Below are 12139 nucleotides of genomic sequence, written 5' to 3' on the forward strand. Positions count from 1 at the left end.
CATGCCTGTGCACAGGTGGGGACAACGCCGCCTCAGCGCAGGTGGGCGAACTCGTCGAGTCCGGCGTCCTCCTCGGCGAGGGAGAACGAGGCCATCGCCCGGTTCACCATGCCGGTCGCCAGGAGGACGGCGACCGACACGGCGAATGCCATGCCGCACAGGAACGCGAGCGCCAGCGCGATCATCGGGTCGCCTTCGTGTGCCTGGCCATGCTGCTCGCCTCCGTCGTCGTGCGTGACATTGGAGAGCGGCCGGGCTCGGGTTTCGGACGTGGAACCCGGGCCCGCCCAGGACAGCCTGCGATGGCAGGAATTACATCGATGTCATTTCGTCCACAGGTCTACCCACACCTGGGGACGAACGCCCGCCGAGCGCGACGTCGCTCAGACGCGACGGGTGTTGTCGGGGTCCTCCGGCGGAGCGTCCGTCGGGCCGGGCTCGCGCAGGTCGGCGTCCGGGTCCCCACCGTGCTTGCCGGTGAAGACGGGACGATCCTGCGACACCGCGTCCTGCCGGGCCGGGGCCACGTCGTCGGAGCGACCATCGGCGAGGTCATCTCGCTGTGCGTCCATACGGTCGTCACGCTGACCGTCGGTGACGTCGGGGTCGATCTCGTCGGCCTTGGCCAGGCGGTGGTCGACGTGCTGCTTGGTCTCCGCGGCCTCCTGCTGGAGCTCGGCGGCCTGGCGCTCGAGTCGCTCGGCGTCGAGTCGCGCCTGGTCGGCGTCGGCACGAGCAGCGGCGGCGCCGGCCGCGGTCTGGTTGGCGGAGACCGAGGCCTCGCGGGCCTCGTCGCGCAGGCGGGCGGCTTCGACGCGCTGCTCGCGCTCCTTCTCGAGCCGCTTCTCCTCCTTGGCCTTCTTGCCATTCGTGAGGGCCCAGACGAGAGCGGCCACCAGCAGCAGCGCCACGACCGCGATCAGGATCCAGACCCAGGGGTCGACGTTGTCCATCAGGTTCACCTCCGCGGGCCCCGGCTGCGTCGGTCGACGCTGGCGCACCGAGCCCTCCCTCCTTGGTACCGCAGTCGCAGCTCCGCCGCTCGTCGGAGGAATCAGGCAAAAGGCCCGTCCAGCAGCGCCCACTGCACGAGCATGATCGTCTTGGCGTCCACGATCTCGGTGCCGATGGCCGCGCGGGCCCGGTCGATGTCCAACTCCACGATCTCGATGTCCTCGCCCTCCGCCGCGACGCCGTACTGCGTGCCGGCGACGTCGTCCGCGCGATAGGGAGCCGCGAAGAAGTGCAGGCGCTCGGTCACCGACCCGGGACTCATGAAGACGTCGAACACGTGCTGCACCGGCCCAATCTCGACACCCGTTTCCTCGACGGTCTCGCGCCGGATGGCCGCGACGGGGTCGTCCTCGTCCAGCAGGCCCGCGGCGGTCTCGACGAGCATGCCGTCGGGGTGGCCGTTCACGTAGACCGGGAAGCGGAACTGCCGCGTGAGCAGCACCGTCCTGCGGTCCATGTCGTAGAGCAAGATCGTCGCGCCGTCGCCACGGTCGTAGGTCTCGCGCCGCTCTGTGCGCCACGTGCCGTCCGACCCGCGTCGGTCGAACGTGGTCGCGCGCAGGACGTACCAGTCGTTCGACAGCACCTCCACGTCGCGCACGACGACGTCGGGGTTGCGGTCGAGCTCGCGGCCCGTCAGGTGCAGGCCCGTGCGGCCACGGTGGTCAGGGGTGTCGATGCCGGCGGTCATCGGTCCAGCCTCGCGGATGGGGTGTTGGTGCCTGCGGGGACTCGCCGGGTCGTGGGAGAACCCGCTGGGCCTTCGGGGTGATCTGTCGGGACGCCCGTCCAACACCCCTGTGGAACGGACCCAAGATCAATATGCGAAGACATGGACGCTGAGAACGTCAATCTCTCTTCGCGGTTCCCCGAAGAAAGCACCCAAGCGTCTGGACACAATACGGAACGGTCGCTCTCGCGGCGAGCCGTCCGCCTTCCAATTGTTGTACGGGACGATCAGGAACAAGTGATGCGCATCTGCGGCGACGTGCGCCTTCCACAAGTCCTTGAGATCGTGATTGTTGGTCGTCGTCCCACCCCGTTCGACCTCAGCCAAGATGCCTCGTCCCTCAGCGATCGGGAAGAAGAAATCAGGGCGTGCCTGTGTGACCAGTCCGCTTTGCGGGGTGAGCACCACCTCCGTGCCGAACCCCAGGTCCTCGCACAGGAGCGCTGTGAAGTGATCCTGGATAGATTTGCTCGGCGCGCCGTGCACGTGGAGAGCCGAAAGCTCAACCTGCGTGGATGCGATGTGTTCCACGAGTCGCTGCGCCAGACGATCGACGTGGGCCAGCTCGGCAGAGAGTTCAGGTGGAACGGCCGCCTTCACGTGCCGCACGTACCCATCCACCGCCCCAGCTTCTCAGCTCAGTGGCCGCCACAAACTGGATTCGAAAGGAAGCGCCCCGGGGGCGGTCATCTTTTTCGGCACGCGCTGAACAGTGAAGTGCGAAGCAGGTTCGTGCCGGTCATGTGGTGGAGCCTAGGGGACTCGAACCCCTAACCCCCTGCTTGCAAAGCAGGTGCGCTACCAATTGCGCCAAGGCCCCGTGGTGGGAGAGCGTCAGACCGGATCGCTGTGCTGAGCCCAAGCATCGGGCTGCGCTGCGGACTTGCGGCGGTTCGCGAACCAGACGGCTCCGGCAACCGCGAGTGCCAGGGTGAGGATCTTCTTCACGTCGACTCCTCCTTCGGTGGGCCTAGATGGACTTGAACCATCGACCTCTTCCTTATCAGGGAAGCGCTCTAACCGAGCTGAGCTATAGGCCCCGGGCAGCAATAGATGAGATTACCCCAAGGTCCGGCACGAGTTCCAATCGGGTCCGTGAGGGACCCGTCACCCTCCGCGAGTGGCGCAGAAAGGCCCGCCACTCGACGAGTGGCGGGCCGATTCGCGCCACTCGCGGGGAGTGGGCGCGGGGGTCTGCGGACTACTTGCGCTCGCCGAACGTCAACTCGATGCCGCCGAGGATGCCGGCCGCCAGATTGTACAGGTGGGCGGCGATCGTGGCCAGGGCGGTCATGAAGATGACGTTCAGGCTCGACACCAGCAGCGTGAGGCCCACGACGCGGCCGAAGCCCAGGTACTCGGTGATGTCGAAGCCGGAGGCGTCGTCGGCGAGCACGTTGGAGACGCTGTCGTTGAGGGCGCCCCACACGCCGGTGATCTGCATGACGAGCCAGAACACGGTGACCGCGACGACGCTGACGACCATGAGCGCGACCGAGACCACGAACGACATCTTCGTGACGCTCCACGGCTCGACGTGGCTCAGCTTCAGGCGCGCCGACCGACCGGAGTCGGCGGCGGGCGCCGTGGTGGTCTGGACGGACTTCGCGGGCTTCTTCGACTCGGACTTCTTCGACTCGGGCTTGGGCTCCGGTGCCTTCTTCGGCTCCGGCGCGGCCTTCTGCTCGGGCTTCGGGGCAGCCGGAGCGGGAGCAGACGGAGCCGGAGCAACCGCCGGAGCGGCTGCGGCAGTCGCGCCCGCGGCGGTGGCGCCAGCGACACCCGCGCCGGCCACACCGGCAGCAGCGCCGGCCTGACCCGGAGCCTTCTTCGGGACAGCCGCCGGCGCGTCCTTCTTCGCCGGCGCCGGGCGCTCGGGTGTCTTCTGCTGCGGCTGGCCCGACGGCTTCTTCTCCGCGGGCTTGGCCGGCGGATCGGCCGGCACGGCCTTCATCGTCTGCGTGGGCCGGTCGTCCACGGGCGGGGCCGCGGGCTTGGGCGGAGCGGGCTGGTCGTCGCGCACCGCGGGGATCACCGCAGTGGTGTCCGGGGTCGCCTTGGTCGTGCGGGCGTACTCGGCCTTCGTCAGCGGGCGGCGCGCCGTGACCGACGGGGTCGTCCCGTTCGCCTTGGCGTTCTTCGCAGGCACGCCGTTCTGCTGACCGTTGTCCGGCTTCTGCTCACTCACTGTCGTCCCCGCTCGTCTCCGACTGCTCGGCTTCGTCCGTGGACTCCGGTGCCGCCACCTCGGCGACCTCGGTGTTCCGGGCGATGGTGACCACGCGGTCGTTGCCCTTGAACTTCACGAAACTCACACCCATCGTGCCACGCCCCTTCACAGGAACACCGGACACGAGGCTGCGAGTGATCTGTCCGGACTCGGTCACGCTGATGACGTCGTCGCTGTCACGCAGCACCAGGCCGCCGACCAGCTCGCCTCGCGACTCGGTGATCTGCATGGCCTTGATGCCCAGTCCGCCACGGCCCTGGATGCGGTACTCGTCGATGCGGGTCTTCTTCGCGAATCCGCCGTCGGTGACCGTGAAGACGTAGAGCTTCTGGCTCTCGTCGTCCTCGCCCTCCAGGTCGGCGCCGGCCTTGATGACCGTCATCGACAGCAGGGAGTCCTCGCCGCGGAACTTCATGCCCGTGACACCGGAGGTGGCGCGGCCCATCGGACGCAGCTGCTCGTCGTCGGCGCGGAAGCGGATCGACTGCGCCTTGCGGCTGATCAGCAGGATGTCGTCCTCGGGCGAGACCAGCTCGGCGCCGACCAGCTCGTCGTCCTCGTCGCGGAAGTTGATCGCGATGACGCCGGCCTGGCGCGGGCTGTTGTAGTCGACGAGTCGGGTCTTCTTGACCAGCCCGCGCTTCGTGGCGAGCACCAGGTAGGGCGCCTGCTCGTAGTCGCGGACCGCCAGCACCTGGGCGATCTCCTCGTCGGGCTGGAACGCCAGCAGGCCGGCCACGTGGCCGCCGCGGGCGTCGCGGCCGCCCTCGGGCAGGTGGTACGCCTTGGCGCGGTAGACGCGGCCCGCCGTGGTGAAGAACAGGATCCAGTGGTGGGCCGTGGTGGAGAACACGTGCTCGACGACGTCCTCGCCGCGCAGCGAGGCGCCGCGGACGCCCTTGCCGCCGCGGCCCTGCACCCGGTAGAGCTCGGTCTTCGTGCGCTTGGCGTAGCCGCCCTTGGTGATCGTGACGACGAGCTCCTCATCGGGGATGAGGTCCTCGTCGGACAGGTCGCCGTCGGCGGCGATGATCCGGGTGCGGCGGTCGTCACCGTACTTGTCGACGATCACCGCCAGCTCCTCGCCGACGATCTCGCGCTGGCGCGCCTCGCTGGCCAGGATCAGCTTGTAGGCGGCGATCTCGGACTCGATCTTGGCCAGGTCGTCGATGATCTTCTGGCGCTCCAGCGCCGCGAGGCGACGCAGCTGCATGTCGAGGATCGCCCGCGCCTGCAGGTCGTCGATCTCGAGGAGCGCCTGCAGCCCTTCGTTGGCCTCGTCGGCCGTGGGGCTGCGGCGGATCAGCGCGATCACGTCGTCGAGCAGGTCGAGCGCCTTGACCAGGCCGCGCAGGATGTGGGCGCGCTCCTCGGCCTTGCGCAGGCGGTACTCGGTGCGGCGGCGGATGACGTTGACCTGGTGGTGGATCCAGTGCGAGATGAACCCGTCGAGGGTCAGCGTGCGCGGCACGTCGTCGACGATCGCCAGCATGTTGGCGCTGAAGTTCGTCTGCAGGTCGGTGTGCTTGTACAGGTTGTTCAGCACGACGCGGGCGACGGCGTCGCGGCGGATCTCGATGACGATGCGGCGGCCGGCGCGGTCGCTGGACTCGTCGCGCAGGTCGCTGATGCCCTGGACGCGACCCGTCTGTGCGAGATCGGCGATCTTGCGCATCAGGCCGTCCGGGTTGACCTGGTAGGGCAGCTCGGTGACGACGAGCTGCATGCGGCCCTTCGCGTCCTCCTCGATGTTGACCACGGCGCGCATGGGGACCGAGCCGCGACCGGTGCGGTACATGTCCTCGATGCCGCTCGTGCCGACGATCAGGCCGTTCGTCGGGAAGTCAGGGCCCTTGATGCGCTGCAGCAGCGCCTCGAGAAGCTCCTCGCGCGTCGCGTCGGGGTGCTCGAGCGCCCACTGGACGCCGTCGGCGACCTCGCGCAGGTTGTGCGGCGGGATGTTCGTGGCCATGCCGACGGCGATGCCGGCCGAGCCGTTGACCAGCAGGTTGGGGATGCGCGCCGGCAGAACGGTGGGCTCCTGCGAGCGGCCGTCGTAGTTCGGCTTGAAGTCGACGGTCTCCTCGTCGATGTCGGCGACCATCTCCATGGCGATCGGCGCGAGCTTGCACTCGGTGTACCGCATCGCCGCGGCCGGGTCGTCGCCCGGCGAGCCGAAGTTGCCCTGCCCGGCGATCATCGGGGCGCGCATGACCCACGGCTGCGCGAGGCGCACGAGGGTGTCGTAGATCGCCGAGTCGCCGTGGGGGTGGTACTGACCCATGACGTCACCGACGATGCGACTGCACTTGTTGAAGCCGCGATCGGGGCGGTAGCCGCCGTCGTACATCGCGTACAGGACGCGGCGGTGCACCGGCTTGAGGCCGTCGCGCACGTCGGGCAGCGCGCGCGAGACGATGACGCTCATCGCGTAGTCGATGTACGACCGCTGCATCTCGTCCTGCAGCTCGACCGGCTCGGTGCGGTCGCTTTCGATCGGGGTGTCGGTCACTTCTGTGTCCTTCGTTCCGTGGTCTCGTGCCGCTGACTAGCCGGGCGCCTCGACCACCGGGTGGTTCGGTGGGGTCAGATGTCGAGGAAGCGGACGTCCTTGGCGTTCCGCTGGATGAACGAGCGTCGCTGGTCGACGTCCTCGCCCATGAGGATCGTGAAGATCTCGTCGGCCACGGCCGCGTCGGCCAGCGTGACCTGACGCAGCAGGCGGCCGTCGGGATCCATGGTCGTCTCCCACAGCTCGCTGGCGTTCATCTCGCCGAGGCCCTTGTAGCGCTGGACCGGAGCCGTGTTCGGCAGTCGGTAGCCGGCGTCGAGGCCGGCCGCCATGACGGCGTCGCGCTCGGAGTCGGAGTAGGCCAGCTCGTGGTGGTGGTTGGTCCACTTGATCTTGTACAGCGGCGGCTGCGCGAGGTACACGTGGCCGGCGTCGATCAGCGGCTTCATGAAGCGGAACAGCAGCGTCAGCAGCAGCGTGGTGATGTGCTGGCCGTCCACGTCGGCGTCGGCCATCAGCACGATCTTGTGATAGCGCAGCTTGGCGATGTCGAAGTCCTCGTGGACGCCGGTGCCCAGGGCGCTGATGATCGCCTGGACCTCGGTGTTCTGCATGATCTTGTCGATCCGCGCCTTCTCGACGTTGAGGATCTTGCCGCGCAGCGGGAGGATCGCCTGCGTCGCGGGGTTGCGGCCGTTGCGGGCCGAGCCGCCGGCCGAGTTGCCCTCGACCACGAAGATCTCGCACGCCTCCGGGTTGCGGCTGGAGCAGTCGATCAGCTTGCCCGGCAGGCCGCCGCCGGAGCCGAAGCCCTTGCGGTTGCGCGCCAGGTCGCGCGCCTTGCGGGCCGCCACTCGAGCGGCCGCGGCGTCGATCGACTTGCGGATGATGGTCTTGCCCTCGGTGGGGTTGCGCTCGAGCCAGGCACCCAGCTCGTCGTTCAGCACCTGCTGGACGAAGCCCTTGGCCTCGGTGTTGCCCAGCTTCGTCTTGGTCTGGCCCTCGAACTGCGGCTCCTCGAGCTTGATCGAGATGATCGCGGTGAGGCCTTCGCGGATGTCGTCGCCGGTGAGGCGGTCTTCCTTCTTCTTGATCAGGTTGTTGGCCTCGGCGAAGCGGTTGACCGTGGAGGTCAGCGCCGCCCGGAAGCCCTCCTCGTGCGTGCCGCCCTCGTGCGTGTTGATCGTGTTGGCGAACGTGTGGACCGACTCGCTGAAGCTGTCGTTCCACTGCATCGCGAGCTCGAGCGACAGGCCGTTCGCCCCGTCCTCGCGCTCGAGGCTGATGATCTCGCGGTGGATCGGGGCCTTGCTGCCGACGTTGATGTGGTTGACGTAGTCGACCAGGCCGTTGTCGTAGCGGAAGCTGACCTCGCGCTCGACGTCGTCGACGACGCCCTCGTTGGGATCGGTGTCGTCGGCGTGGCGCTCGTCGCGCAGGGTGAGCTGGAGGCCCTTGTTGAGGAACGCCATCTCGCGGAAGCGCGTCTTGAGCGTCTCGTACTCGTAGGTGGTCGTCTCGAAGATCGTGTCCGAGGCGTAGAACGTGGTGGTGGTGCCGGTCTCGTCGGTCTCCTCCTCGCGCACGAGGGGCCCGTCGGGCACGCCGTAGGTGAAGGACTGGGTCCAGCGGTACCCGTCGCGCTTGACCTCGACGTAGAGCTTGGTGGACAGCGCGTTCACGACCGAGACGCCGACGCCGTGCAGACCACCGGAGACCTTGTAGCCGCCGCCGCCGAACTTTCCGCCGGCGTGCAGCGAGGTGAGCACCAGGGTGACCGCCGGGATCTTCTCCTCGGGGTGCTCGTCGACCGGGATGCCACGGCCGTCGTCGATGACCTTGACGCCGCCGTCGGCCTGCAGCACGACCTGGATGCTGGTGGCGTAGCCGGCGAGGGCCTCGTCGACCGAGTTGTCGACGACCTCGTAGACGAGGTGGTGCAGGCCGCGCTCGCCGGTGGAGCCGATGTACATGCCGGGCCGCTTGCGGACCGCCTCGAGTCCCTCCAGGACCTGGATGTTGCTCGCGTCGTACGTGCTGGGTGTCTCGGGCGCCTGGGTCACCCAATCAGTATACGGGCCCATTCTGTGCGTCTGACGCCACGACACCTTCTGTGGAGCGTTCTTCCTTCGTCCACAGGTGCCGCTGAACGGCGCTAGAAGGGCTCTGGGAGGCGCGACGAGGGGGTCGACCAAGGTGGCCATCGTCCGGCCTCGGTTTCGCTCGCTCCTGCGCCGTGTGGCGGGTTCGCGTCACCGGCGGTCTGGGAGGCTGGAGACGTGAGCTCCACGACCCGCCTGCCCGCACGGGTGTCGGTACCGGCGCTGGTGACCGGCGCAGCGGCCGTCACCGCCTTCGTCCTGCTGGTGCGCGTGGCGTTGTCCTCCGCACGGGGCCAGGCCGCCGACGAGCAGGCGATGCTCACCGTCGCTGCCGGGCGCGAGGCCGAGCTGACCCTGCTGTCCATCCTGGGACGCGTGCCGATCTGGTCGGCCGCGACGCTCGCCGTGGTGTGCCTGCTGCTGGCCGCGCGGCGCCACCACTGGCGCGCCGTCTTCGCCGCGGCGGTCGTCATCGTGGGGTCGAACGTCACCACCCAGGTCCTCAAGCACGGCCTGCTCGAGCGTCCCGACCTCGGCCACGGGGTCCACAACTCGCTGCCCAGCGGGCACGTGACCGTGGTGGTCTCGGTCGTGGCCGCGCTGCTGATCGTCGTCCCCGCCGCGGCGCGAGCGCCGATCGCGGGCCTGGGCACCTTCGCCTCCGGGCTGACCGGCCTGTCCACGATCGTGGCCGGGTGGCACCGTCCCGCCGACGTCGTGGCGGCCCTGCTGGTGGTGCTGGCGTGGTGCGCCATCGCCGTGATGATCCACGGTGGGCGGCGGGCCCGCACGCGGGCCGTCCTGCCCACGGCGCTGGCCGGAGCGGCCTGCTCCCTGCTGGGCATCGTGCTGATCGGGGTGCGTCCGGTGGCGGGGATGGACGGTTTCCTCGACGCGTCGCTCGTGCTCGGCGCCGTCGCGCTCGTGTCGGCCCTCGTGGTGTCCGCCATGGCGTGGATCAGCCCCGAGGCCTGAGACGACTCAGCCGTAGGTGTCGCGGGGGCCGCGGCCCTTCACCGAGCGTCGGCCCTTCTTCCAGCTGGGCGCCTGGGGCCCGCGGACGTCGATCCGCAGCACCTGACCGTCGCCGAGCTCCTCGTTCAGCTTCGCGACGAGCCGCGGCGCGAGCATCTTGAGCTCCTTGGCCCACGCCGTGGAGCTGGTCTCGAGGTAGACGACGCCATCGGTGAAGTGGTCGACCTTGCAGTGCTGCGCCACCTCGGGACCGACGATCGAGGCCCAGTCGGAGAACACTCGCGAGGCGGCGAGCCGGTCGTTCCAGCCCTGGTTCCTCACCATCTCGCCGAGCACGTCGCCGAGGGCGACCCCGTCCTCGCGGCCCGGGCGCCGCGCGGGAGCGTTCCGGCGGATCGGTCGCCGGGTGCGCGCGGGCGGGGCGTTGCCGTTGCGGTAGGCGTCGGCGATCTCGCGCGCGAGGCGCAGGACGTCCTCGTTGTCGTCAGTCACGCGGCGTCACCACCGCGCCGGCGACGTCGAACGACTGGCCCACGAGCTCGGTCGGCACGTCGCCCTCGACCGCGGCCGTGACGAGCACCTGCTCGGCACCGGCGACCCGGGCGGCCAGCCGCGAGCGGCGGTCGCTGTCGAGCTCGGCGAACACGTCGTCGAGGATCAGGATCGGGTCGTCGCCGTCCTCGCGCAGCAGCGCGAACGCCGCGAGGCGCAGGGCCAGCGCGAGCGACCAGGACTCGCCGTGGCTGGCGTACCCCTTCGCCGGGAGGTCGCCGATCCCGAGCAGCACGTCGTCGCGGTGCGGGCCGACGAGGCTGATGCCGCGCTCGAGCTCCTCACGGCGGCGCCGGCCGATCTCGTCGAGCAGGGCCTTGGCGATGTCGTCGGGATCGCGGAGCTCCTCGACGCCCTCGACCGAGGGCTTGTAGACGAGGGAGACCACCTGGCGCTCGGCCGCGGCCCCCGCCGCGACGTCGCGGTACGCGTCGGTGGCGTGCGGTGCGAGGGCATCGAGGAGGGCCAGTCGTGCCGCAACCAGCTGACCACCCGTGCGCGCGAGGTTCTCGTCCCAGATGTCCAGCGTGGAGATCTCCACGTTGCTGCGCCGGCCCGCGGTCTTCAGCAGGGTGTTGCGCTGCTTGAGGACGCGGTCGTAATCGGCCTTGACTCCCGCGAAGCGGGGCGTGCGCATGACGACGAGGTGGTCGAGGAAGCGCCGCCGGTCGGACGGGTCGCCCTTCACCAGCGCCAGATCCTCGGGCGAGAACAGCACCGTGCGCGCGATCCCTACGAGGTCGCGCACGCGGGGCAGCGGGTTGCCGTTCACGCGGGCGCGGTTCGACCGGCCCGGCGTGATCTCCAGCTCCAGCAGCGCCGAACGGTCCTCGCGCTGCAGCTGGGCGCGGACGATCGCCCGTTCCGCGCCGGCCCGCACGAGGGGAGTGTCGGACGACACCCGGTGGGAGTCCAGGGTGGCGAGGTAGTCGATCGCCTCGACCAGGTTGGTCTTGCCCTGCCCGTTGGCACCGACGAACGCCACCGGCCCCGGGCGCAGCTCGATCTCGACCGAGCCGTACGACCGGAAGTCGGCCAGCTCGAGTCGGGTCACGTGCATGGGCCCAGCCTACGGCCGGCGAGCGCGCGGGCCTCAGGCTCAGGCGGGGGGAACGTCAGGGCTCTCCTCGGCGGCACGGACGGCGTGGCCGCCGAACTGCTGGCGCATCGCGGCGACGGCCTGCATCGCGGCCGACTCGTCCTGGCGCGACACGAATCGTGCGAAGAGCGAGGCGGCGATCGTGGGCGCGGGCACCGAGTTGGCGATCGCGGCCTCGACGGTCCAGCGGCCCTCGCCCGAGTCCTCGGCATAGCCGCGGATCTGCGACAGGTGCGGATCGTCCTGCAGTGCCTTCACCAGCAGGTCGAGCAGCCAGGAGCGGACGACCGTGCCGACACGCCACGAGTTCAGCACCTCGGTGACGTTGTCGACCATGTCGACGGCCTCGAGCAGCTCGTAGCCCTCGGCGTAGGCCTGCATCATGGCGTACTCGATGCCGTTGTGGACCATCTTGCTGAAGTGGCCGGCGCCGACCTTGCCGGCGTGGACGAAGCCGTTCTCGGCATCGGGGCGCAGGGCGTCGAAGGCCGGCTGCACCTTCGCGATGTCGGCGGCGTCGCCACCGGCCATCAGCGCGTAGCCGTTCTCCAGGCCCCACACGCCGCCGCTGACACCGCAGTCGACGTAGCCGATGTTCTTCTCGGCGAGCTGGGCCGCGTGGATCTCGTCATCGGTCCAGCGCGAGTTGCCGCCGTCGACGACCACGTCGCCCTCTGACAGCAGCTCCTTGAGCTCGGTGATGGTGCTGTGCGTGGGGTCGCCGTGCGGGACCATCACCCACACGACCTTCGGCGACGGCAGCTGCTCGACCATCTCGGCGAGCGAGCCGGCGTCGCTGAGCTCGGGGTCGCGGTCGTAGCCGACCACGGTGAGGCCGGCATTGCGCATGCGCGAACGCATGTTGCCGCCCATCTTTCCCAGTCCGACGAGTCCGATGTGCATGAGCGCCTCCCGACGTCGTGGC

11 protein-coding genes and 2 tRNA genes are annotated in these 12139 nt (G+C 69.4%); 1 reads left to right on the plus strand and 12 read right to left on the minus strand.

The genetic code is table 11. The features are described from left to right. Nucleotides 1-32: 32 nt before the first annotated feature. From B5D60_RS16705 to gyrB, 9 genes are all read right to left on the minus strand, one after another. Nucleotides 33-185, minus strand: coding sequence for a hypothetical protein (locus B5D60_RS16705; RefSeq protein ID WP_153302911.1), 153 nt, complete (start codon nucleotides 183-185; stop codon nucleotides 33-35). Nucleotides 186-383: 198 nt separating this feature from the next. After that, nucleotides 384-953, minus strand: coding sequence for a hypothetical protein (locus B5D60_RS07695; RefSeq protein ID WP_153302912.1), 570 nt, complete (start codon nucleotides 951-953; stop codon nucleotides 384-386). Between the two features lie 101 nt (nucleotides 954-1054). Further along, on the minus strand, nucleotides 1055-1705 hold the full coding sequence (locus B5D60_RS07700; RefSeq protein ID WP_078699609.1) for an NUDIX domain-containing protein: 651 nt from the start codon (nucleotides 1703-1705) through the stop codon (nucleotides 1055-1057). A 126-nt stretch (nucleotides 1706-1831) separates the two neighbouring features. Continuing rightward, nucleotides 1832-2344, minus strand: coding sequence for a hypothetical protein (locus B5D60_RS07705; protein ID WP_172806293.1), 513 nt, complete (start codon nucleotides 2342-2344; stop codon nucleotides 1832-1834). Nucleotides 2345-2488: 144 nt separating this feature from the next. Continuing rightward, nucleotides 2489-2564, minus strand: a tRNA-Ala gene (locus B5D60_RS07710). Between the two features lie 145 nt (nucleotides 2565-2709). Further along, nucleotides 2710-2784: transfer RNA gene (locus tag B5D60_RS07715), tRNA-Ile, on the minus strand. Nucleotides 2785-2945: 161 nt separating this feature from the next. Beyond that, complete coding sequence (locus B5D60_RS17050) at nucleotides 2946-3932, minus strand: DUF3566 domain-containing protein (RefSeq protein ID WP_231948997.1); 987 nt, start codon at nucleotides 3930-3932, stop codon at nucleotides 2946-2948. Continuing rightward, a complete protein-coding gene (gyrA, locus tag B5D60_RS07725) occupies nucleotides 3925-6486 on the minus strand; it encodes a DNA gyrase subunit A (RefSeq protein ID WP_078699611.1) in 2562 nt (853 codons plus the stop codon). The genes B5D60_RS17050 and gyrA overlap by 8 nt, the downstream gene beginning before the upstream one ends. Nucleotides 6487-6560: 74 nt before the next feature. Then, nucleotides 6561-8570 (minus strand): DNA topoisomerase (ATP-hydrolyzing) subunit B, encoded by a 2010-nt coding sequence (gene gyrB, locus B5D60_RS07730; RefSeq protein ID WP_078699612.1) that lies wholly within the window; start codon nucleotides 8568-8570, stop codon nucleotides 6561-6563. 195 nt (nucleotides 8571-8765) lie between these two features. Between gyrB and B5D60_RS07735 the strand changes: the two genes are divergently transcribed. After that, nucleotides 8766-9563, plus strand: coding sequence for a phosphatase PAP2 family protein (locus B5D60_RS07735; protein WP_078699613.1), 798 nt, complete (start codon nucleotides 8766-8768; stop codon nucleotides 9561-9563). 6 nt (nucleotides 9564-9569) lie between these two features. Here the strand turns inward: B5D60_RS07735 and B5D60_RS07740 are convergent, their stop codons facing one another. The 3 genes from B5D60_RS07740 to gnd are packed head-to-tail and all read right to left on the minus strand — an operon-like array spanning nucleotide 9570 to nucleotide 12117. After that, nucleotides 9570-10055 (minus strand): DUF721 domain-containing protein, encoded by a 486-nt coding sequence (locus B5D60_RS07740; RefSeq protein ID WP_078699614.1) that lies wholly within the window; start codon nucleotides 10053-10055, stop codon nucleotides 9570-9572. Then, entirely contained in the window at nucleotides 10048-11175 is a 1128-nt protein-coding gene (gene recF / locus B5D60_RS07745) for a DNA replication/repair protein RecF (RefSeq protein WP_078699615.1), read from the minus strand. Before recF ends, B5D60_RS07740 begins: the two co-directional genes overlap by 8 nt. Before the next feature lie 39 nt (nucleotides 11176-11214). Next, nucleotides 11215-12117, minus strand: coding sequence for a phosphogluconate dehydrogenase (NAD(+)-dependent, decarboxylating) (gene gnd / locus B5D60_RS07750; protein ID WP_078699616.1), 903 nt, complete (start codon nucleotides 12115-12117; stop codon nucleotides 11215-11217). Nucleotides 12118-12139 lie beyond the last annotated feature (22 nt).

Source organism: Aeromicrobium choanae (genome assembly GCF_900167475.1).
GTDB lineage: Bacteria > Actinomycetota > Actinomycetes > Propionibacteriales > Nocardioidaceae > Aeromicrobium > Aeromicrobium choanae.

Coding starts and splice junctions, on each gene's coding strand:
- recF (WP_078699615.1), bottom strand. CDS start 11,175: ATGCACGTGACCCGACTCGAGCTGGCCGACTTCCGGTCGTACGGCTCG.
- gyrB (WP_078699612.1), bottom strand. CDS start 8,570: ATGGGCCCGTATACTGATTGGGTGACCCAGGCGCCCGAGACACCCAGC.
- B5D60_RS07695 (WP_153302912.1), bottom strand. CDS start 953: ATGGACAACGTCGACCCCTGGGTCTGGATCCTGATCGCGGTCGTGGCG.
- B5D60_RS07700 (WP_078699609.1), bottom strand. CDS start 1,705: ATGACCGCCGGCATCGACACCCCTGACCACCGTGGCCGCACGGGCCTG.
- B5D60_RS16705 (WP_153302911.1), bottom strand. CDS start 185: ATGATCGCGCTGGCGCTCGCGTTCCTGTGCGGCATGGCATTCGCCGTG.
- gnd (WP_078699616.1), bottom strand. CDS start 12,117: ATGCACATCGGACTCGTCGGACTGGGAAAGATGGGCGGCAACATGCGT.